The sequence below is a fragment of the Methylobacterium tardum genome, assembly GCF_023546765.1.
Classification (GTDB): domain Bacteria; phylum Pseudomonadota; class Alphaproteobacteria; order Rhizobiales; family Beijerinckiaceae; genus Methylobacterium; species Methylobacterium tardum.
This window is the reverse complement of the sequence record NZ_CP097484.1, coordinates 3,121,333-3,142,263: the sequence shown is the minus strand read 5'-3', so window position 1 is coordinate 3,142,263 and position 20,931 is coordinate 3,121,333. Positions and strand designations below refer to the sequence as shown.

General features: G+C 64.8%; 15 protein-coding genes and 3 pseudogenes. 8 read left to right on the top strand and 10 right to left on the bottom strand.

Annotated elements, in window-relative coordinates; all coding sequences use genetic code 11:
* The first annotated feature begins 134 nt into the window (after positions 1-134).
* The gene (locus tag M6G65_RS15055) at positions 135-407 is read left to right on the top strand and encodes an usg protein (protein WP_238199412.1); all 273 of its coding nucleotides are present in this window, start codon (positions 135-137) and stop codon (positions 405-407) included.
* Positions 408-452: 45 nt separating this feature from the next.
* On the opposite strand, the gene M6G65_RS15050 is transcribed toward M6G65_RS15055, so the two are convergent.
* Positions 453-722 carry a hypothetical protein gene (locus tag M6G65_RS15050; RefSeq protein WP_238199413.1) on the bottom strand — a complete coding sequence of 90 codons (270 nt, stop codon included), beginning with the start codon at positions 720-722 and terminating at the stop codon, positions 453-455.
* A 281-nt stretch (positions 723-1,003) separates the two neighbouring features.
* On the opposite strand from M6G65_RS15050, the gene M6G65_RS15045 reads away from it, so the two are divergent.
* On the top strand, positions 1,004-1,675 hold the full coding sequence (locus M6G65_RS15045; protein WP_238199414.1) for a dienelactone hydrolase family protein: 672 nt from the start codon (positions 1,004-1,006) through the stop codon (positions 1,673-1,675).
* Between the two features lie 218 nt (positions 1,676-1,893).
* Positions 1,894-2,091 carry a hypothetical protein gene (locus M6G65_RS15040; protein ID WP_238199415.1) on the top strand — a complete coding sequence of 66 codons (198 nt, stop codon included), beginning with the start codon at positions 1,894-1,896 and terminating at the stop codon, positions 2,089-2,091.
* A gap of 115 nt (positions 2,092-2,206) precedes the next feature.
* On the opposite strand, the gene M6G65_RS15035 is transcribed toward M6G65_RS15040, so the two are convergent.
* The 6 genes and pseudogenes from M6G65_RS15035 to M6G65_RS15010 all read right to left on the bottom strand — a co-directional run bounded on the left by M6G65_RS15035 (position 2,207) and on the right by M6G65_RS15010 (position 9,858).
* Positions 2,207-2,665 (bottom strand): MgtC/SapB family protein, encoded by a 459-nt coding sequence (locus tag M6G65_RS15035; RefSeq protein ID WP_250104121.1) that lies wholly within the window; start codon positions 2,663-2,665, stop codon positions 2,207-2,209.
* 736 nt (positions 2,666-3,401) lie between these two features.
* Positions 3,402-3,874, bottom strand: a pseudogene (locus M6G65_RS33750) (hypothetical protein).
* 244 nt (positions 3,875-4,118) lie between these two features.
* Positions 4,119-5,183: a lytic transglycosylase domain-containing protein gene (locus M6G65_RS15025; RefSeq protein WP_238199418.1), complete on the bottom strand. Its 1,065-nt coding sequence runs from the start codon at positions 5,181-5,183 to the stop codon at positions 4,119-4,121.
* 125 nt (positions 5,184-5,308) lie between these two features.
* Positions 5,309-5,713: a L,D-transpeptidase gene (locus tag M6G65_RS15020; protein WP_250104119.1), complete on the bottom strand. Its 405-nt coding sequence runs from the start codon at positions 5,711-5,713 to the stop codon at positions 5,309-5,311.
* Positions 5,714-6,747: 1,034 nt separating this feature from the next.
* Positions 6,748-7,109: pseudogene (locus M6G65_RS15015) on the bottom strand (transposase); the annotation flags it as partial.
* A gap of 199 nt (positions 7,110-7,308) precedes the next feature.
* The gene (locus M6G65_RS15010) at positions 7,309-9,858 is read right to left on the bottom strand and encodes a TonB-dependent receptor (RefSeq protein ID WP_250104118.1); all 2,550 of its coding nucleotides are present in this window, start codon (positions 9,856-9,858) and stop codon (positions 7,309-7,311) included.
* 1,298 nt (positions 9,859-11,156) lie between these two features.
* On the opposite strand from M6G65_RS15010, the gene M6G65_RS15005 reads away from it, so the two are divergent.
* Positions 11,157-12,959 (top strand): methyl-accepting chemotaxis protein, encoded by a 1,803-nt coding sequence (locus tag M6G65_RS15005; RefSeq protein WP_238199423.1) that lies wholly within the window; start codon positions 11,157-11,159, stop codon positions 12,957-12,959.
* A 317-nt stretch (positions 12,960-13,276) separates the two neighbouring features.
* Here the strand turns inward: M6G65_RS15005 and M6G65_RS15000 are convergent.
* Positions 13,277-14,394: pseudogene (locus M6G65_RS15000) on the bottom strand (metallophosphoesterase).
* A 132-nt stretch (positions 14,395-14,526) separates the two neighbouring features.
* Here M6G65_RS15000 and M6G65_RS14995 point away from each other — a divergent pair.
* The 4 genes from M6G65_RS14995 (at position 14,527) to M6G65_RS14980 (ending at position 18,091) form a co-directional block, all read left to right on the top strand.
* Positions 14,527-14,823 carry a hypothetical protein gene (locus M6G65_RS14995; protein WP_238199425.1) on the top strand — a complete coding sequence of 99 codons (297 nt, stop codon included), beginning with the start codon at positions 14,527-14,529 and terminating at the stop codon, positions 14,821-14,823.
* Between the two features lie 953 nt (positions 14,824-15,776).
* Positions 15,777-17,075, top strand: coding sequence for a site-specific integrase (locus tag M6G65_RS14990; protein WP_250104117.1), 1,299 nt, complete (start codon positions 15,777-15,779; stop codon positions 17,073-17,075).
* Between the two features lie 178 nt (positions 17,076-17,253).
* Positions 17,254-17,832: a metallophosphoesterase gene (locus M6G65_RS14985; protein ID WP_238199427.1), complete on the top strand. Its 579-nt coding sequence runs from the start codon at positions 17,254-17,256 to the stop codon at positions 17,830-17,832.
* Position 17,833: 1 nt separating this feature from the next.
* Positions 17,834-18,091, top strand: a complete 258-nt coding sequence (locus M6G65_RS14980) for a hypothetical protein (RefSeq protein WP_238199428.1) — start codon at positions 17,834-17,836, stop codon at positions 18,089-18,091.
* Here M6G65_RS14980 and M6G65_RS14975 read toward each other — a convergent pair.
* On the bottom strand, positions 18,088-19,224 hold the full coding sequence (locus M6G65_RS14975; RefSeq protein WP_250104116.1) for a DNA-methyltransferase: 1,137 nt from the start codon (positions 19,222-19,224) through the stop codon (positions 18,088-18,090). The genes M6G65_RS14980 and M6G65_RS14975 overlap by 4 nt on opposite strands.
* Before the next feature lie 846 nt (positions 19,225-20,070).
* On the bottom strand, positions 20,071-20,916 hold the full coding sequence (locus M6G65_RS14970) for a hypothetical protein (protein WP_250104115.1): 846 nt from the start codon (positions 20,914-20,916) through the stop codon (positions 20,071-20,073).
* Positions 20,917-20,931: the final 15 nt, after the last annotated feature.

Genomic DNA, 20,931 nt, shown 5'->3' with positions numbered 1-20,931 from the left:
ATTTGGCAGCAACTGCTGCGGGTGAGTGCTAAAGGACTGAATTTGTTCGCGATTTCCGCGTCGTTAACAGCTGAGCCGGCAACCTTATTGCTTCATCCCGAGTCTCTCTCGAGATGAGTGCAGGAGGTACCGCCATGAGCGTTTCGACAGCCTTCCGTCGTCAGCTGGAAGGCTACAGCCTGACGACAGCCGAGATCCTGTACCACCTGCCCGACCATCCGCATCTGCTGCAGACCTTCATCTGGCAACAGCACGATCTGTTTCCGGCGTTTCCCGAGTTGAAACGTTTTCTCGCGTTCTGGCAGTCGGCCCTCGATGGGCCGCTGCACTCGGTGAAGGTGGCCCACAGTCGCTTGATCAAACCCGCAGAACTCAGGGCCGTCGGCAGCGAGTTTCACCTGCACTGACGTAGACCGGAGGCCTGTCGCCTGCGGCAGCAACGCGCCCCGCGTTCAGTGCAGGCGCATGGTCCACTGCACAGCGCCTGGTGTGAACGGGGGAACAGCGCCGCCCGAGGCCACTAGGCGGTCGTTCTCCTCGCCGGTCTCCGCGTCGATCGTGCGCTCTAGGATCGCGACGCCGGTCGTGCGCTGACCGAGAGCCTCGGCATAGAACCGTGCCGCGCCGGGATCATCGAACACGAGCGCCTGCCGCGCCCCGACCATCGTGCCAGCACGCTCGAAGGGAAGGACGATGTAGGTTCTGGTGAACTCCGCTCTCATCCCAATGCACCGATCTACGCACCGTATGAGCTGCTGGAATGGGGAGCGTATCGGCTAAGCTTCAAGGTCCAGCGATTCGGCTTGGCTGCATCAGAGTACGAGTTCCGATGTCGTCTCGGCCATCCACCCGCGCGGTGCTGCCGCCAAAGGCGGATGCACGACCTGCCGCATTCCCGAGTGCGAACTGGCCTCCCGTTCACATGCTTAAGCCGAGAGTGGTCGCATCGGCCCGAGCCCTACCACCGTGTCGTCCAGCGCCAAGCGAGAACACCGATCCAGGCATGCAGCATTTTACGAGCGATGGGCGGCAGATCGCGGTGGAGTGGTTTACAGCTCTCAGTGGCTCTGGGGAGGGCGCACGAGCAGGAACGGCGAAGCCAGCCCTTCTGCTTCTGCATGGCGCGGATGGTCTGATCTATGCCGAAGGCTACCGTCTGGCCGCGCGCACTCTGGCGGCGTCTGGCTACCACGTCGCCTTCGTGCACTACCTCGACCGGACCGGAGACCGGCGCGTCGCCTACTCGCGGCTGCGGCAGGATTTTCCGCTCTGGGCGGAGACGGTGCGCGATGCAGTCGCCTGGCTGGCGGATCAGCCTGGCACCGATGCGCAGAGGCTCGGCATCGTTGGGATCTCGCTAGGAGCAGCTCTGGCTTTCACCGTAGCGGCAGCTGAGCCTCGCGTGCGGGCGATCATCGACTATTTCGGTCCGCTACCGGACGAACTCGCGCGTGAGCGGCCACGCCTGCCGCCAACGCTAATCCTGCATGGCAGTGCAGATGCGATCGTGCCGGTCTCCCACGCACGAGCGCTGGAGCGGCTGCTTCAGGAGCAGAGCGTGGCGCACGAGATCCGGATCTACGAAGGTCAAGGGCATGGGCTTACGGGACCAGCACAGCTCGATGCCGCCGCGCGCGTGGCACGCTTCCTCGGACAGCACCTTCAGGGCGCTTAAGATTCGGGACGGTACCCAAGTCTAGGGGCTTACGGCGCTGTTCGCGTCCAGATAGACTGCTCAACACCCGTAATCCGATGTGCGCGCGGACACGTCCGACCGCATGGCTGCTATCCATTTCAATCTACAGCCGGTGGCACCATCTAAGCTGTCTACCGCCACAAGACAGTTCGGCCAGATGCACCCGTGAAAGGAGCTGCTGACCGGGAGCATTTGTCATGCGTGAACTCAAGGACCTCTACACCTGCGGCTGCGATGACGGCATTGATGCTCTGCTGCAGGGTATCGCGCATGGATTGAAGCAGCTCGATCTGCCAAGCCCCGACACCATGCCAGAGAGGTTGCACACCCTCCTGCACCGTGCCTGTGCGGCATGCGATGCCGCACCGAATGAGTCAGACACTGAGTTGGCGTAGTCGCATTTGCGATCAGAAGGCATCGTTTAGCCAGCCCGGGAAGCAGGCGCCGTTGTGGTTTTCGCCTTCGTGCGTTGAACGAACAATCGGCTGAGGCATGCTCGGAGCTTCTGAGCTATCGAGGGCCGCGGGACTTCTTCCGACGTTCGGCTTCTGCGCCATCCGCCCTGCGCCACCAGCCATGCACGGCGTCGCCGATGTAGCCGCCCAATCTCAGGAGCAACGCCATCAGCACGAGGCTGATCACCAGAGGGAGGTAAGCACCGAGCCCGCAGACCACGCCAAGCGCTGCCGTGACCCAGATAGCCGCTGCCGTGGTCAGACCGTGTACCTGCTCTTCTCTCGCGCCCTTTACGATCACGCCTGCACCCAGGAACCCGATGCCGGTGATCAGCCCCTGAAGGGCGCGGCTGGCATTGGCGTCCATCTCACCTGAGAAGCCGGAGCCGGACAGCGTGACCAAGGCTGCGCCGAGGCCGACGAGCCCAAGAGTGCGCACGCCGACAGCTTTGGCGCGCGCCTCACGGTTGATGCCGACCAGACCGCCGACGAGCACCGCGGTGGCGAGACGCAAGCAAAGGTCAGCCGTCGTGATCATCAGCGTGCGGCAGCCAACGCGGGGCTAGGTCACCAGAGAACCCGCGGAAGCCGCCGCTTCCAGCGCTCACCAGCACGCAGAGTTTCGCCCTGCTGACCGCGTCTTCCCGTACGCGCTTGGGCCACAGCAGGCTGAGCCGTCATGACCGGCGCTGTGATCGCGGCAGGAACGGCAGCAGGTTTAACCCGCGGCTGAACCGCTGGCTCAGCGAGTGGTCCTCGCCTGGCGCTAACCCTCGCTGCTGATTTCTGCACGGGCTCGGCCAGCGATTTGACACGGCGGACGCGCGGCAGGCGCTCCGGCGCTGGTGCCTCACGAACTGCCTGGACTTCGGGCTCAACCGGCATGGCAAACGTGGGCACCAGGCTGGGCAGAACACGACGAGCGGGTGCCTCGAGCTGCGCAGCTTCGGGAGAAGCTACCGACACCGGCTGGACCGGCTTCACCTCAGCGAGCTTATCATTCGCGACCAGTGGCAAACCCTGCCAAAGATCATTGCTCTTGCGGGAACGTGCGGTGGCATCGGATAGCGAGCCACGGGATGTACGGGTGTGCTTGACTTCGACCGTGAACGGTCGCGCGCTGCGGCGCTTCATGTGTGTAAAAATCCTGAAAATCGTACGCTTAGCGGCGCAATTCGCGCTGATGACGTTCCTCGATCATATGGCGCACGCTCGATCTTTGTCTAGCAAGCGAGCAGCAGATGTCTGGCTCATTCTTTACAAAAGGCGTGCGCGCGGAGCTCTCGGATCGAAGAGGCCGCGTCGCGATGATGGATGAAGATGCCGCCAGCTTGTTCCCACAGGTGACGGTACTTTTCGCGATCGTCCACCAAGGCATCACCTGGATGGCAATGCTCCCGCTTCAGCGCGGCGGTCGTGGTGATCACCTCGACACCCGGGAAGTGCTTCTCTGCCCAGCGACGCTTCTGCGGCTCAGCCCATCTCCCCTCGGTAGACCTGTAAGGATGATCGGTTGCAGGTGACGCACAGTCTCGTAGAGCTCCATGGCGTCGGGTAGCAGCGGGAGCTCCCCGAAGAAGTCGCCGAGTGAAGCCAGCCTGCTCCAGAAACGCCGCAAGCCGAAGCGGCGCTCAAAGTCCTTCGGTGTCATGCCGAAAGCTTGCTGGGCGCCGGCATCGAAGTCGGCGAGCACTCCGTCACAATCGAGGAAAACAGTAGGCATCAGGTCACACGCTCTTCGAGGTGGCACCATGAACCATTACGGCATAGGCCGCGATGAAACTTACGACGGCAGGATCGATCAGTGCAAGGAACAAATAGAATGTTAAGCGCGGGATGCCAGCAGCTCCGACATGAGAAATAATAGCGCTGCCCTATTTGAAGGATAACTCGGCTCAGCCATTAGCTAGTCACCACAACGAGTCGGATCATTCTAATACGCTAAACGCTAAACAAAAACCGGGCACTCAGGTCTTCAGAACGAGGCAGGCACCACCGACGGTGTGAATTTTAGCGCATAGCGCATCAGCTTGCTCCCGGTTCTGAGCCGGTATGCGGATCCGGTAGAACGCTTGTGTCCCACGGCTGCGCATTCGCGTGCCGATGATCATCGGGCGCGCCTGCCCAATGACCTTGGCGTAGGTTGCCTGCGCTTGTGAGAAGCTCCGCAGGGCGAGCGCCTTCGAGAAGTTCGCGGCGAGCTGAATGCCCCAGGGTCCCCAGGGCGGTGGGACCGGCTTCTCGACAGGGCTGGTACCGTGATCGCGGGCATACCGGTTCTCGCCCGTCGGTGGACGCTCAGCGAAGCGATCAGCTCGGGACGGGATCTGCAGAGCCGCGGTCACTTGCATGCAGGTTTGTGGCGTTTCCTGCCGCGCGGCTCTCGGTTTCCCCGCAGCTTCGACCTTGCGCTCTGCATCGTTCGCTTTCGCGGCAGCTATCTCCGGGGGACCGACCTTTCGCGACTCTTCGGTGGGCTTGTTGAGCTTGTTCTGTTCACTCGCGCCATTAGCCTCCGGTGGGCCAGCCTCATCACTTTTGCCGTCACGCCATTCCTCGGCCGGGCTGCCGGTGATCCAGTGCACGTAGGCGCGGGTCTCAGCCGGCAAGTCGCTGCTGCCCGCCAGCCAATTCGTCACGCGCTGCGCGCCACCGTTGTAGGCCGCAGCTGTGAGCCCGAGATTGCCGAACCGTCGCTTGAGGTCAGCGAGGAGATGCGCTGCGTGCGGGATCGCCTGTTCAGGGTCGAACGGATCGAGCAAGCCACGCTCCTGCGCGGTCCCGGGCATGAACTGCGCCACCCCTTGCGCGCCAGCCGGGCTGACGGCGCCCAAGCGGAAGCTGCTCTCGCGCCAGATCAGCCGGGTTAAGAACGGCACCGGCAGGTTGCGAGCCTTGGCGGAGCCCTCGATGAGACGACAGAGCGCCTGCTCCACGGTCTCGGTCGAGCTCTCAGAAGGCGCAGCGCAGGTGGGCGTCGCGAGAACGACAACGCTGAGCGCCACCGCTGATGTGAGGAGCAGCTTCGGCATGATCAGGACGCGGCTGTAACGCGTCCCGCCGGAATTGCGATCCGTTACGCGTTGACGTGCTCTACAGCCGCGCGGCCGTGCCCAGAGCAGCCCTACCGGGTCCAGCCACCGCCAGATCCCATCGGCTAAATGTCAGACGATGCGCGCTGCGTATGACGAGCACGCGCGTCGGCCGTGCGGCCCCGTGCTGCTCTTCCTGCCGCCGCACCGTTGGTGACCACGACCTTGGTCGTGCCCGCACCCTCAGCCCGCACGAGCGTGAACAGCGCGGCAGCATGGGACGGCGCAAGTCGGACGCATCCGTGCGACGCAGGTCGTCCGAGCTGGCGTGTGGCGCGGCTGCTATGAATGGCGTGCCCGGCTGCCGTGAAGAAGATCGAATAGGGCATCGGAGCATCATCCCACTCCTTGGAGTAGTGCACCTTTGCCAGCCACAAAGGGTGGAACGTGCCTGCCGGGGTCCTGTACGGCGCTCGTGCCGTTGAGACAGCCCAAGAGTACCGAAGCTTCCCGTCAACCGTCACCCGCATGCGCTGGGTGGCCTTGTCGACCGTGATCAGTATGCGTGCAGGAGCCGCAACAACGGGCCTCGTGACCTCGCTAACTAGCGGCGTTCCGAGCGAGGGTTCAGAGGCAACAGGAGGAGCGCTCACAGGATCGGGAGTCAGGGTTGCTGAGAGTGGCACATCCGGAGCGCCTGTCGTGATCGGGGGAGCTGTGGTGGAGCTCGCGACGGGAGCCGCGTGGGTGGTGCTGTCCGACGGCTCCGGTGATGGAGCCATAATCGCTACAGTCCCAGGAGCCGCTGGGGCACTTGTCTGGGTAGCTTCGAGGGTTCCACCTGCAGCATCGTCGGAGACAGCGAGCGGGTTGCGCAGTTCGGGGCCGGCTGCAGGCTTCTGGGAAGCCGAAGCCTGTTCTGCTGACGCGACTGGAGGAAGCGCTCACGGCCGCAGCTCTTTGTTGATCGAGCTTGCGCTGCGCGTTCAGCTTCTCAGCTTGCTCCGCCTTCTCCTTTTGCCGTCGTTCCGCCTCTTCCCGTGCGAGCCGCTTATCTAGCTCCAGGCGATCACGTTTTGCCTCTTCAAGAACCTTGAAGGGATCGACGAACTGGGCGGACGCTAGGTTCGCGCCGGCGGTCGTGAGGATGCACGATGCGATCAGCAGCTGAACAACGCGCATCGTTTTTCTCCGGCTGAAACACCAAGCGTGGCCGTGTTGGGATAATCGGCCCTTATAGCCAAGGTTCCGGGCACGGTCTGGCAAAGCGGTGTCGGGAGCTTAGCAGCGGGGACCTGCGCGACGAGCAGGGGCCGCTACTCGACTTTCACCTACGGCCCTGGACGTGCCGATTCTTGTCTCGTGCCGCAGGCGGCTGACGGTGGCCGCAACGGCGATGGGCTGATACCGCGGTCGTGGTCAGAGCACCTCGACAGCCGCACGCATCATCTCGTCGTTGACGTCGATGTCGCGCTGCGTGGTCGAGAGATGGCGGTGACCCGCGAGCATCATGATGGCCTTGGGCGAGATGCCGGCATGAGCCAGGCGGGTGATGAACCATCGCCCCAACAGCCTCACGAGCGTCTCGCTCGGCCCCAGATCCCCCCTTTTGGCGGCACCGGCCGCCTTCTGATGTGCGCGTATGTTCGTGCCGTCGAGGAACACCATCCCGAGTTGAACCTCGCGCTCCTGCACGAGGCTGAGGAGCCGTTCCCAAACGCCAGCACGGGACCAGCGGACGAAGATCTGTGCGGCCCGCCACCAAGGACCCAGATCCTCCGGAATGGCCCGCTATTTGGCCCCGTTCTGATGACGCCAGAGAATGGCCGAGAGCGTGCTTTGCAGGTCCTGCGGTAGCGTCTTGGCTTTCGGCCGGCACGCTTCGTCCAGGGGCTCCAGATCAGACCATTGCACGTCGCTCAGCATCATCCCTCCTGCCTTGGAGCGAGGAAAACGCGAGCCCCACCAGTCCGTTCGGACAACGACAGACCCTAGTCGTCCAGTAATTTCAGCTCGGTCTGTTTTATGGTCATCGAGTCGCCACCAAAGAGCTGCCATTCAGTTTGGTGCATATCGCAGTCATTTGAGGAGCCTAAGCTAATGCGGCTCCTCCCGTCGTTATGGGTCAATACTTCCGAATGATCGGCTCCGGTGGCATCGCGATCGGATCGGCCCCGAACCTGTAGGTCAGGCCGGCATAGATCGAGAGCGGCTGTGCCAATGTTGTGGTCCGCGGGTCGTTGATCGAGAGATTGCCTGCGATTGCGCCCGGCTCCGCGAAGGTGCCAAAGGTGGCGTAGCGGTTGTTGGTCAGGTTGGTGATCAGCCCGAAAATCTCCAGGTTCTTGGTCACCTGGTACTTGGTCGTCAGATTCATCACGTAGTAGGCCGGCAGCTTGCGGTTCAGGTTCGACTCGTCGCCGCGGAAGTAGGAGGACGAGAAGGCCGAAACGTTGAGGCCGAAGCGCCAGTTCGGCGTGATGTTGTACTCGAAGCCTGCCTTGATCTGGTGATCCGGTATCAGCGGGATCTTGTCGCCCTTGCGGACCTGGATTGCGCCATCGTCGGACAGCGGGTTGTTGGGCGAGGACAGCGTCTGGCTGAACCGGAAGGTGGCGTCCACCAGCGCGTAGTTGGCGTAGACCAGCAGGTCGGGCGTGACGACGTACTCGGCGCTGACCTCGATGCCCTGCCGCCGGGTCGCCGGCACGTTGATGAAGTAGCCCCGCGCCGCATTGCCGGAGACCGCAACTTGGTAGATGTCGTTGGTCAGGTCAGTGCGGAACACGCCGGCCTTCCAGGTCAGAGCCCCTCCCTGCAGGAAGCTTGGGATCACGCCCCTGAAGCCCGCCTCATAGGTCTGGCCGGTGACCTGCCTGAGCGGCGGATCGGCCACGAGCGTATTCGGCAGCAAGCACGGCTGCGTGGGGCTGGCGCAGGACAGCTCAAGCGGCGTCGGTGCGCGGTTCGACTCCGAGTAGCTGCCGTACAGGTTGAAGGCTGGGTCGAACTGATATGTCAGGCCCGCCAGAGGATTGACCTTGGTGAACTCGTGCGTGCCCGTCACGTCCGGCGCGAAGCCGGTCTGGTCACGCGTCTGGATGCGGGCGTAGTTGAGGCGGAAGCCGGCGGTGAGCGACAGGCGGTCGGTCACGTCCAGCGTGTCGGTGGCGTAGAGGCCGAGATACAGGTTCGAGCCCTGAACCGAGCTGGGTGCGATGCCGAGTGCGCCGGCCGTCCGGAGGTAGGGCGTGCCGACGCCAGGGACGTTGCCGTAATAGGGGTTGGCTGGGTCGGTGGTGACCGACAGGTCCGGATTGATCACGCCCAGTGTGCTGAACGACTTGAACGAAAAGTCCGCCGCGTCGACACTGCCGCCGACCACGAAGGCGTTGTTGAGCCCGAAGATCTGGTCGTGGTTGGCTGCCTGCAGTGAGCCGCCGTAGCCGGTCGCCTCAGTCTTCGTCGTGTCGAGTGTGCCGTACGGGATGTTGGCCCGGAACGGGATACGCTGGTTCTGTTGGCCCAGGATCAGGAACTGATTGGCGAAGGCATTGCGGCTCTGGCCCGCGGCCTGTGTGAAGGCGTCATCTTGGAAGCACAGGAAGCCGCGGAAGCTGGAGCGCGAGCTGCAGTTCTCGAAGTTGCCCTGGTTGCCGTCGAGGTAGCTCTGGCTGAAGCGGCGGAAATAGGCGTTGCCAGCGAGATCCCAGGTCGGTGAGATGTCGACCCGGCCGGTCAGCTGGAGCATGCCGACTTCCGTGGTGGTCGTCTGCGGGTTGGTGAAGATCGCCCGCGGGTCGATGTGCGTGAAGTCGACAGGCGCGGCGGAGGCAGCCCCGAAGAAGCTGCGGGCCGCAAGCCCTATCAGGTGAAACTCAGAGTCCTGCGAGCGGTAGCCGAGATCCGCGTAGAGCCGGCCGATCGTGCTCGGGTTCTGGTAGCGCCAGCCGCGGTCGTTCAGCCCGTCGCCCGTGAAGTAAAAGCTCCAGTTGTCGGCGACCTTGCCATACTCGACGTAGCCTGCTGTGCGGGCATCGGAGCCGCCCCAGGCGCTGATCTCGGTACCCTGCCAGGTGAAGCCGTTCTTCATCTGGATGTTGACCGCGCCACCGATGGCGTTGAGGCCGAAGACCGGGTTGCCGGTGACTATGTCGATACGCTGGATCGCCTGTGGTGGGATCAGGTCGAAGTTGACGATGTCGCCGAAGGCCTCGTTGATGCGGGTGCCGTTCTGGTAGACGGCCAGCCCCTGCGGGACGCCCTGCGCCGACGAGGCGGTGAAACCGCGGTAGGTGATATCGACCCGGTTGGCGTTGCCTTGCGAGTCGCTGACGTTCACGCCAGGCGTCCGGCGGGCGAGCGTGAAGGCGACGCTGTCGGTGCCGCGGTCGACGTCAAATTGCTGGGCCGTGACGGTCTCGACGGTGGTGGGGATCTTGTTGAGCAGCTGCTCGGAGCCGCGCAGCCGGATCGCACCGGCCTGAACCGGCAAAGTCGGCGCGGCCTGGGCGGCGTTGTCGAGGTTCTGAGCGGGGCTTGAGTTACCGCCACCGGCCCCGACTGGCGAGGTCGAGACGACGCTGATCTCGCCGAGGGTCACCGATTGCTGCGCCTGTGCGATGCCGGGCAACAGCGCCACGGACGCGATCAGGCTCCCGCGAAGGGCCCCCATGTCTTCCCCCACCTAAGCGCACAAACACGCGCCGCTTCTCGTCGGCTTCGTTCGCTGCACTCATGCGTGATCGTGGCTCGCCCTCAATATGCCGCTGCATTTTATTCCATCTTCTCAGCAGCTTTAGCACCCGATTGACCCACGCTGTGGCGGCCATGCCACAAAACCTCCCTCAATCCAGCAACTTACGGGATCATGTAGCATAAATTCTAGGAGGATTTGGCAAGGCCGCTTGCCACATTGCAGATACGTTCTCAGGCTTAGCTCGGCGTGTTCCTCGGATCGCATCTATCCGGTTATGACAACTCAGCCTCGCTTCCTCCAGATCGCCGCGCGCAGTGGACTGCCTCGGGTGATGGAGGGAAAAGGCACGATCCTGGCACCAGGGACCAAGCCCACCAAGGTCTCGTACGAGCTGCTACTGGGAGGATCGCCGAGCCGGGTCATCGCTCACGGTACGCTGCACGTCCGCTTCTCGGCATTGGAGCGGATGTGGCTCAAGTCGGCTGTGACTCTTCGGCTCGCAAGCGGTCACCGCATCGGCATCTCCATTCTCGAGATGAAGAGCGTCAAAGCCTCGTTCAAGGTGGTCGGACGAGGTTCCGCGGTAAGCTAAGGCCTCGCCGATAAGCCAAATTCGATACGGAAATCAGCCACTCTAAGGATTATTGCGCGCCAATCTGCAGGGGGCAGTCACGCCAACTGAAACCGTGATACTCTCTCTAGTTGGCGGGCTCTTGATGCGCGTGCTACTGAGCGCATGATCTTAACGACGAGCTAGCCGCGGCATAATCCATTTTCGGATGGAGTGTTGGGCAGGTGGTGTCAGTGACGCCTCTTTGTGGGTCGGAGGTGACCATCGCCGCCGAGAGCTCCACGATGTTCGGCCCTGACACGCGCCTTGCATGAGGCGGTCATGGGAAACGCGTTGAGCCGGATCGGGCATGACACGCCTCAACCAGATTAGCCGCGTCCGGCACTACACGCAGCGTTCATCACGATTCCGTGAAAGAGGAGTCTGCTTACGAACAAGGCTGGCTTTCCTCATTCGGTAAGATCGAGACTTTTATACAAAATTCATTGCCGCCTACGCATTCTAGCCGATAGGGTGGAACACAATCGCTGCCGGAAAAAAAGCAATGCACTTAAGCATCCGCCATCGACTCTGGCTTCTGGGCTTCGCCGGAATCGCTGGTGCAATCGCTGTAAGCGGCTTGGATTATGCTAGCAGCCGGAAGATAGATGACCTTCAGCAGCAATCATCCCGGTCAGCAGAGGGCGTGATACTGGCGTCCACCTTGGATGCCGACCTCTTGAGAGTTCGCCGAAGCGAGAAGGACTTTTTGCTGCGGGCGGATGAGAGCTTCGTGGCGCAGCACGATGAGATGAGCAAGCACGTTGGGGCCGACCTCATCAGGCTCGACCGTATGGTTGAAGATGGCAGCTTGCATGGTACGTTCAGGGAGGCGCTCTCCAGTGCTCATACCGGCTTCCGCAACTACAAGGACGCATTTGCAGAGGTGGTGAATACCTCGCGTGTGCTCGGGCTCGATGAGAAATCCGGCCTGCAAGGTTCTCTTCGCACTTCGGTTCACGAAGTTGAGTCCAGGCTGTCGCAGATCGATGAACTGCGCCTCACCAACCTCATGCTGATGATGCGACGGCATGAGAAGGATTTCATGCTGCGGCTCGATCCGAAGTACGCGCAGGAACTCAGGAAACGCGCTTCCGAGTTCGAGGCTGCCATGCGCGACACTGCTTTGCCGCAGGTGGCCCGGAACGAGATCACATCCCGCATGGCGGCATACCAGCGCGATGTCTCAGCCTACATCGACGGCCGCCTGCGTCTGGTGGAGGCGACGAAGACGCTCTCGAAGACCTATGCCGATCTGAAGCCCGTCGTGGACAGCATCGGCACACAGATCCGGAAGGAGCAAGCGGCGACAGAAGTGGAGATTGGGCAAGCCCGCTCGGCAGCAGAAACCCTGCGCTGGATCTTGGTCGGTGTAACAGTGCTGATTGTCGGTCTCGTGTCCTTCGTGATGAGCCGCACCATCGCACGGTCAATTGCTGGGATGACAGAAGTCATGCGACGACTGGCCACCGGCGACACCGCTGTCGTCATCGACGCGCAAAACCGCCGTGATGAGATCGGCACGATGGCCGGTGCGGTTCAGGTCTTCAAGGACGCGCTGATCGCCAAGCAGCAGGCCGATGAGGCGGCAGCCGTCGAGAACGCGGCCAAGATGCGTCGCGCGAACTTGCTCGATGATCTGACCAAGCGGTTCGAGCGTAACGTCTCGGTCCTGACCCAGGGATTGGCTGGAGCGGCCACCGAGATGGAGGCGACGGCGCAATCCATGACGGTCACGGCCGGACGGACGACGCAGCAGAGCGTGTCGGTGGCGGGCGCAGCCCACCAGACTTCGGCCAACGTGCAGACCGTGGCAGCCGCAGCGGAGGAGATGGCTTCGTCAGTTGCTGAGATCGCGCAGCAGGTCGGCCAGTCTGCGCAGGTCGCACGATCAGCCGTGGATAGCGCGACGCGAACTGATGCGACCGTTCAGCGGTTGGCTGGAACATCTGAGCGGATCAGCGCGGCGGTATCAGCGATCTCCGCGATCGCAAGTCAGACCAATCTTCTCGCGCTGAACGCCACGATCGAGTCGGCCCGTGCTGGCGAAGCCGGTAGAGGTTTTGCGGTCGTCGCCTCCGAGGTGAAGCAGCTTGCGGGGCAGACCTCGAAAGCGACGGTCGAAATCGGGGACCAGATCAGCCAGATCCAGGAGGCGACCCATGAGGCTGTTTCGGATATCCAGCAGATCAGCAAAGTGATCGCCGAAATGTCAGCTTACGCCGCCAGCGTCGCGGCGGCGATGGAGGAGCAGAGCGCGGCGACGCAGGAGATCACGCGCAACGTACAGGAGGCTGCCCGCGGAACCGAGCAGGTAACTCTCAACATCTCCGGAGTGCGGGAGGGAGCGGGTCAGACTAGCGCAGCCGCCTCCCAGGTTTTGAGCGCGGCGCAGGAGCTTGCTCGTCACTCTGAGAGCCTAACTCATGAGGTGAGGACCTTTTTGGCCGACGTGAGAGCGGCTTGAAGGTCAAGGCCGGGCTTGCCGTCGGCGGCTGATCCGAATGCAAACTGCACGGCGGCAAGCTATGTAAATCGCCCATCGCCGCTAGTAGCGTCCGCTTACAGGACGCTATCACAGCCAGTCGAATGACCGGGATGGGCGCAAAACCGAAGGTCCGCTATCGGGCGTTGACCCAACTTCCGCTTGCCACCCTTGTCAGACGATAGGGCTTTTACCCGCCAATGTCCGAAGTTGGAGAAGTCATGGTTGCCTCACGTTCCATCCGGTCGCTGCAGTTCGTCGAATACCGGTGAGGCGGGGCTTCAAAGGTCAACTTGGGGCTAAGACGAGGTGCGCAAGGTGATTCGCGTCAACTCCGACGGGCGGCCGAGCCGAAGCGCGAAGCCCGGCCACAGCGCGGTGCCGTTGCTGACGTAGAGCAGCATGTCCCCGACTCGGTAAGCCCCGGAGACGAACCCGGCGTTGCCTCGCGCCACCAGCCGGTCCAGGCCGCGGATCATGCCGCCGTGCGTGTGCCCGGACAGCTGCAGCTTGACCCCATGTGCGGCCGCCTGCGCAGCGTTCGCCGGCTGATGATCCAGCAGCACGATTGACGCATCTACGGGCGACCCCGCCAGCGCGGCGGCGAGGTTGGGTCCGGGATGGCCCGTGGCGGGCGCCGAGCGATCGGTCACGCCCGCAACCACGAGCGCGCCGCCATCGCGCCTGAGGACCATGTGGGCGTTGTCCAGCACGCGGATCCCCAGTGCGGCGAGGTAGCGCATCCAGGTGTCGTAGTCGAAGAAGTACTCGTGATTGCCCGGCACGGCCCAGATGCCGTCCCGCGCCCTCAAAGCGCGCAGCGGCTCGACGGTGGCCCGTCGGGCCGCAAGTGAACCGTCGATGAAGTCGCCTGTCACCACAATCAGGTCGCTCCCGAGGTCATTGGCGCGGGCGACGACGGCCACCGCCCACTCCGTCGGGAACAGCCGACTGATGTGCAAGTCGGAGAGATGCAAAAGCGTGTAGCCATCGAAGCCGAGGGGCAGGCCGGTATAGCCACCGTGACGTCTTTCAGTGGCGGCACGCGCACGGCCTGGGAAACGGCCACCGCCGCCAGCACCGTAGCCGCGAGGACCGCCGCGTAACGCCAAGCCATTGGGATCCCCCACCCGCTCCCCGGCAGGACCCAGCAAATCAGCGCCAGGGAGTCGAGAGCGATGAGCACCGGTGCTGCCAGCGCGAGCGCGCCGAACGCCCAGTTGAACAGGATTACGACCGGGCGGGGGAATTCCGGCGCAAAGACTGACCCGGAGGATAAGCGGCTCCATAAATGATACTGGGATGCGACAAGCAGGAGGGCAGCCAGGCCGAGCTTGAGCGCGAGCGGCCACGGGCTGGGCCACACCACGCGTGCGATGACATAGACAGCAGGTAGGCTGGGAATCAGTCGGATCATGATCTGCTAGATGGCAAGCAGCATCCTCAAAGCAAAGCTTGCGGCTCGGCCGCCAGGGCGCGACGGCTCTGCCGGCTGCCGCGTTGACCTTCAAATGTCGGTCTTCTCGGCCTGAGGATTTCAGATCTGGATTTGACCGTTCGCGTCCTCCGCAAGCTTGCGGACGGCGAGACCGATGCGTTCAGCTCAACGGCTGAGACGGCCGGCCTCTCTCTGACAAACGTCAGGGAAGTCTTCGACGGGGCCGAGACGCATTCCGGATCCCATCTGATCGGCAGAGTTGGGTCGAAGGAGAGGAGGGCGGCCCCGATCATGCCGGCTGGGCTCCTTGTGCTCAACCAAGGCTCGCGGATTCTCTGGTTCCACCAAGAGCTCCAAAACGAACTCTCCTCTGTTCGAACCGAAGCCGTCACAAAAGGCGTTTCGTAAACCGACCGGCCACGGACGAACTCGAGTCGCAAACAGCGACAGTGACTTGGTCGAGAGCGCTTGATGAAACTCGCACGACCGGGTCAGCAGGAGATCGCTCGTGAGCTGTGGAAGCCTCCTCGAGCTGATCGGAAGCCCGAGAGGTAAGCGGAACATGCGATCGGCGCCCAGGAACTTCACCGTCGCGTTAGTGTGCCGATGCCTCCCGGAGCAGGTACTGCGGTGATCGGCGTACTGCGAAGCTTAGCGCCCGCTATTTACGACGCATTACCCCGGGCGGGATGAGACACGGTAGCGGCGTGCTGCCGGCCCAACCGGGGAAGCGAACGATGGAACGGAATTGCATCGTTGCGGCGTCGCACGAAGGAGTGGGTCGTCCGAAAGGCTTCGGTCCGCTCTGCGACCCAACTGCGACCCAGGAACCAGAGTGCTCGGAACTCGTATCAAGTTCTGGGTCTAAACCCTTGATTTTGATGGTAGCGAGGGAGGGATTTGAACCCCCGACACAAGGATTATGATTTCTATTGTTCCCGCCTCGCAGCCCGAGATCGAGACCCGGACGGTTAACAGCGGGACGTCGGAAATGCTTGATAATGCAGTGGATTGCCTTAACGGGCTGGTGACGCGACCAGGCGTAGAGGGCAGGGGAGATCTCGGGCTGCGCAGCCCGAGAACAGCCCGAGCCGGTTCGATGTCCGTCCGCCTGAGCAAGACCCACGTCGACAAGGCCCTGCAGGACGTCGCCAACGGCGCGCCGGCCTACGACCTCATCGACAGCCAGCAGCCGGGCCTGTTGCTCCGCGTCGGCCCTCGCGGTGCCCGCTTCGCGTTCAAGGCCATCCGCTTCAAGCAGACGATCCGGCTCACGCTCGGGTCCCCGCCCGGGCTGACGCTCGGACGAGGCGCGTTCGATCGTAGCCGAGGCGCAGAAGCTCGTCGCGAACCGGACCGGCATGCCGAACGACGCGTTCCTGGAGCGCGAGTTCATCCGGCTCGGGAAGGTCACGGCCCGGCCGGCGCCGCCGCCCCGGGATCCGGCCCTCGTCGCCGAGCGCGAGCGCAGCATCGCCGACCTCCCGTTTTGGAGCTGGGAAACCGCACGGGCCGAGTACCTCGCCGAGGTGAAGCGGACGCTGCGCGAGGCGACGTGGCGTGACTATAGCGCCAAGCTCGGCGCCCCCGAGCTCGCGGTCCTCGCCGGCAAGCCGGTCCGGCGCGTCAGCCTGGAGGACCTCGCAGGCGTCGTCTACGACGTCCACAGGTCTGGCCGGGAGACGCACGCCGTCAACCTAGCGTCGGCCCTAAGGCCCATGTGGCGGTGGATGTGGCAGCCGCACATCCGGACGAGGTCCGGGATCGGCATCGAGGGCGTCGGCGCCGACATGGCGAAGCTCGCCGCGCCGCCGAAGAGCGCGGCCCGCAAGGTCCGCTCGAACGGAAAGATCGCCGGCCGCTACGTGGCAACCGCCGGCGAGATCGGCACCGTGCTCGGCGTGGCCCGGTCCGGGATCCTCGACCCGACCGTGAGCCTAGCCCTGGAGCTGCTCGTCCTGACCGCGCAGCGCCGGCGTCCCGTCGTCGATGCGCGCGTCGAGGACTTCGTCCCGTGGATGGAGGAGCCGGGTTGGGGCGTCTGGAGCATGGGCCCGGCGCACAGGAAGACCGCGGACAAGCGCGACGACCAAAGCCGGCATGCGTTGCCGCTCCCTCCGGCGCTGTGGCAGCGGATCGCTCCGCAGCTGCGCGCCTGCACGGAGGCCGGCCGAGAGCACCTGTTCCCCCAGATCCGCGCCTGGAAGCTCGGCGACGCCGTATCGGGCCACATGAACGAAGCGGCCTTGAACCACCGCCTTCTCGACATCGGCGTGAAGGCGTCCCCCCACGACCTGCGTCGCGGGTTCTCCACGCACGCGCAGAAGACGCTCCGGCTGCCGCGCGACAGCGTGAAGCTCGTCATGGATCACAACGAAGGCATCGCGGCCGACGATGTCCTCGAAGGGCACTACACGGTCGGCGACCGCCTCGACCTCAAGGCTCCCGTGATGGAGCGGTGGCTCGCCTGGTGCGACGAGCAGGCCGCGGCGGCGGCCGCGGGATTCCCGCCGCTGCCCGAGCTCGCGGCTGAAATATCAGCCCGCCGGCGCGCCCGTGAGAAGGAGGGCAAGGCCAAGAGCGCCGCGAAGGCGGCGGCGAAGAAGGCCGCTGACGAGGACGCCGCAACCGCCGAGGACGACAAAGCACTGGCGGCGTGAGCCCAGGGAAAAGTCAACCGTTCCGGCGGGATCTGCTTGCCGGGGCGGCCTTGATGCCAGATGATGCCAGCATGACGACGATCCTCCTCATAGCGAAACGCGCCCGCTTGGCCTGACCGGCCAGCCTAATCCGTCCGGAAATCCGGACGCGCGCGATCGCTATCGAGAGGAAGATGCCGTGACTACGTACGTGATCTCGGACACCCACTTCGGGCATGCCGGCATGCTCAGCGAGCGGATGGGACGCCCCCGGCCGTTCGGGTCCGTCGAGGAGATGGACGAGCACGTGGTGTCGGCCTGGAACAACCGGGTCACCCGCAACGACCGCGTGATCCACATCGGCGACTTCGCCTACGGCTGCAGCCTCGCGCATGCCCGATCGATTTTCGATCGCCTCGCCGGGCACAAGACCCTCGTCAGGGGCAATCACGAGCAGCGCGGCGAGCGCCTTCCCTGGCAGGGCGGGATCCACGACGTCATGCGCGTGAGCATCCAGGACCGCGGCATGCCCGAGCCGGTGGATCTCTGGCTGAGCCATTACGCTCACCTTAGCTGGCCGGACCTCCACCGCGGTCGGATCCACCTGTTCGGCCACAGCCACGGGGCCATCCCGCCGACGGCCCGGGCATGCGACGTCGGCGTAGACTGCTGGCGCTTCCGGCCGGTGACCGTGCCCGAGATCCAGGAGCTCCTCGCCGACGTGGCGGCCCGTGAGGCCGGGACCGCCGCCGTCGTCGAGATGGCCGAGGCGGCCTGACATGCGGGGCGATTACGCCTACTCCGAGCCCCCGCCCGGCGCGGTGACCTGCCTCGCGTGCGGCCGCGTGTCGATCGGGATGACCTTCGCCGAGACGAAGGCCGCCGTCGCCAGCGTGAATGCGCAGCTCGGGCCGGGCGAGCCCCCGATCGGGCTCACCTATTTCCGGTGCTGCGGGCGCCCTCGGTTCCGGCCCGCCCGGATCGGGGATGTCCCGGACGGGGCCACGATCACGCGCGTGCTGGCCGAGGATGCTTAGGCGGCCTCGGCGGATACCTGCGCGAACAAGCCCGCGTCGGCCTCAAGGCGCCGGGTCGCGATCCGGGCGTACTCGGGATTGAGCTCGCACAGGATGGCGTCGCGCCGCAGCCGGTTGGCGACCAGCGCCGTCGTTCCGGCCCCGCCGAAGGGATCCAGCACCGTGCCGCCCTCCGGGCACCCGGCGAGGATGCACGGCTCGACCAGCGCCGGCGGGAAGGTCGCGAAGTGCGCCTCCTTGAACGGAGACGGCGGCACGGTCCAGACGGACCGCTTCTGCCGGGTCTCGCGCGGGCCGATGGTGTGCAGCGATCCTCTGACGTTCGCGTTCTCGCCCTCGCGCTCCCCGGGAGGCGACCGGGTTGGCTTCACGTTCCCTGGCCCTTCGGGCCGTGCAGCAGGCTCTCTGATGGCCTCGTGGTCGTAGTGGTACCGGGCCCTCTTCGTAAGCAGGTAGAGCATCTCGTGGGCCGGCGTGGTCCGATCCTTCACGCTCGACGGCATCGGGCAGGGCTTGTGCCAGACGATCTCGTCGCGCAGCCACCACCCGTCGTCCTGCAGCGCGATCGCGGTGCGGGCCGGGATCATCAGCCGGTCCTTGGGTTTCAGGCCGGACCGGGCGCGTCGGTGCCGCGGGACGAGGGCGATGCGCTCGCGGTCCAGGCCGCCCCGGGCGTTGGGCCCGCCGGAGCGTCCGCCCCATTTGCCGTCGTTGCAGTAGCTGTCCCCGAGGTTGAGCCAGAGCGTACCGTCCTTGCGCAGGACGCGCCGGACCTCGCGGAACACGTCGACCATGTCGGCGACGAACTCGGCCGGGGTGGGCTCCAGGCCGATCTGGTTGTCGACCCGGTTCGCCCCGCACTTGCCGCATGTCATACGGAACGGCCTCGCCATCGACTGCAGATGCGAGCTCAGGGGCTTTCCGGTGCCATGGCCGTTGCCGGCGAGCGTGCTGGAGTGAGACTGTTGCGCATCTCCGCGGTGGTCGCAGAGGGGATCCCCGCCATCCCAGGTGGCGGTGCCGTAGTCGCGCAGGCCGAAGTAGGGTGGGCTCGTCACGACGCAGTGGACGCTGTTGTCAGGGAGCGAGCGGAGAGTGGCCCGGCAGTCGCCGAGCAGGATGCGTGTGGACACTGGGTTGATCCTCGCGTTGGAGCGAGGAGCGCCTCTGATCGGCTTGCCTGTTGTTTCCGGACTTACGGCTTCTTAGGCCGGCCGACAGGATCGCCTCTCCGAAGGCGATTAGATGATCCGACTAGCCGTCCTGTTCGGGCGGGTTACTTCGCTTTGGACTTCGCCTGCCGCTCCGCCCGGCGCTCCATCCTTTTCAGGGACAGCGCGCTCGGTGGGGAGATGACGCCGGCCAGGTGCTCGGTCAGCACGACATGCAGGGGCGTGCCCGGCGCTGGGGGCGCCGGCCGCTGGCGCTCTCCTTTGCGTTGGATGGGCAGCCGGTCGAACAAGGGCGGCGCCGGCGGGGGCGGCTCGGCCGGGGCGCGCCGCACGGTTGGGAGATCGATCGGCCTGATGAAGGGCGCGGCCTGCGCCTTGGCGACCCAGGCCGCGAGGATCTCGGGGGCGTGCAGGCGCGGAAGATCTTGCGGGCCATCACACCCCCGGACTTCTTCCCGTCGCGAACGAGTCCGCCGATCTCCAAGTGCAGCCTCTGCGCATCACGGGCGTCCGCCGCTAGGTCGAGCGCCCGCTGGTGCAGGAGCTCCGACAGCACCGGCCAGACCCAGCCCGGGATCGGCCTCCCGTTGAACGGCTTGGAGCTTCCCGGGGTCGGCTCCATCGTCCAGCGGAAGGGCAGCCGCGGGTCGATGGTCTCGCGGGGGCCGTCAGGGTGGAAGGGCCCCAGCAGCTTGGCGAGGGGCCGCTTCCATTCCGGGCCGAGCAGCAAGCGGCCGGCCATCTCAAGCGTGCGGCCGTCCAGCGCCTCGGGTTCGGGGAGACGGGTGCGGCGTGTGTAGCGGGCCATCAGGCAGGCATCCCCATGGCGCGGCGCATCTCAGCCTGGGACTGGTCGATGCCTGCGTCCCTCCCGGCGATGTACGCCCGCCGGTGCGTCAGCACGATCAGCCTCGCCATCCAGGGCTCGATCCCGCGCGGGAGCGTCAGCATCGGCTCGGCCGCGCCCTCCTCGAAGACCCCGATCCCGTCCTTGACGGAGTGAAGCTTCAGGGTGAGGCCGACCTCGCCGATCTCCTTGATGTCCTGGATGTCGGCGTAGACGCGGTGGCAGTACTGCATTCGGGTGCGGGCATCGAAGCGCGTGTCGTACCCGATGCTCTCGCCGCTGGCCTTGCGCTCGCACAGCGACTGCCACGCCCGCGTCGCCGCGAGGGCCTTTTGAGCGGCGGCGACGATATCGCCGTCCTTCGAGAGCGCCACCTCATCGGAGATCTCCTCGACGATCGGGCCCAGGATGGCGAGGAGCTCCTCGTCCAGCCAGCCGTCGCTCCAGACCGGCAGTCGAGCGGCTGCGGCGGCGCGAGGGTCAGGCCTGCCAGCCCGCATGTCGCGGGCCTGCTGCTGCTGGGCCTGCTGCGGGACCATCGCCGGGGCACAGGCAATCTGGGTGGCCGCAGCACGATCCAACGTGGCTGCAGCGTCCTCGGCGAGGTGGTCACGCACTTCGGAGAAGGTGCCGCAGAACCCGCTCCACTCACCGCGCCAGACCTGCCACTCGGTCCCGCGCATGCGGTGGACGGACACGTCGGAGCCGCCGAGCGCAGCATCGTACGCATCGGCGAGGCGGCTCACGTTGGCGGCCCGCTCGATGCGGGAAATGAGCTGGGCAATGGTCGAGGATTTCGTCGTCATGATCGCGGTTTCCCT

Bases quoted from the DNA above. Each gene is read 5' to 3' on its own strand.
- M6G65_RS15010 (WP_250104118.1), bottom strand. From the start codon at position 9,858: ATGGGGGCCCTTCGCGGGAGCCTGATCGCGTCCGTGGCGCTGTTGCCC.
- M6G65_RS15050 (WP_238199413.1), bottom strand. From the start codon at position 722: ATGAGAGCGGAGTTCACCAGAACCTACATCGTCCTTCCCTTCGAGCGT.
- M6G65_RS15040 (WP_238199415.1), top strand. From the start codon at position 1,894: ATGCGTGAACTCAAGGACCTCTACACCTGCGGCTGCGATGACGGCATT.
- M6G65_RS15020 (WP_250104119.1), bottom strand. From the start codon at position 5,713: ATGCGGGTGACGGTTGACGGGAAGCTTCGGTACTCTTGGGCTGTCTCA.
- M6G65_RS14980 (WP_238199428.1), top strand. From the start codon at position 17,834: ATGCGGGGCGATTACGCCTACTCCGAGCCCCCGCCCGGCGCGGTGACC.
- M6G65_RS15025 (WP_238199418.1), bottom strand. From the start codon at position 5,183: ATGCCGAAGCTGCTCCTCACATCAGCGGTGGCGCTCAGCGTTGTCGTT.
- M6G65_RS15045 (WP_238199414.1), top strand. From the start codon at position 1,004: ATGCAGCATTTTACGAGCGATGGGCGGCAGATCGCGGTGGAGTGGTTT.
- M6G65_RS14990 (WP_250104117.1), top strand. From the start codon at position 15,777: ATGCCGAACGACGCGTTCCTGGAGCGCGAGTTCATCCGGCTCGGGAAG.
- M6G65_RS15055 (WP_238199412.1), top strand. From the start codon at position 135: ATGAGCGTTTCGACAGCCTTCCGTCGTCAGCTGGAAGGCTACAGCCTG.
- M6G65_RS14970 (WP_250104115.1), bottom strand. From the start codon at position 20,916: ATGACGACGAAATCCTCGACCATTGCCCAGCTCATTTCCCGCATCGAG.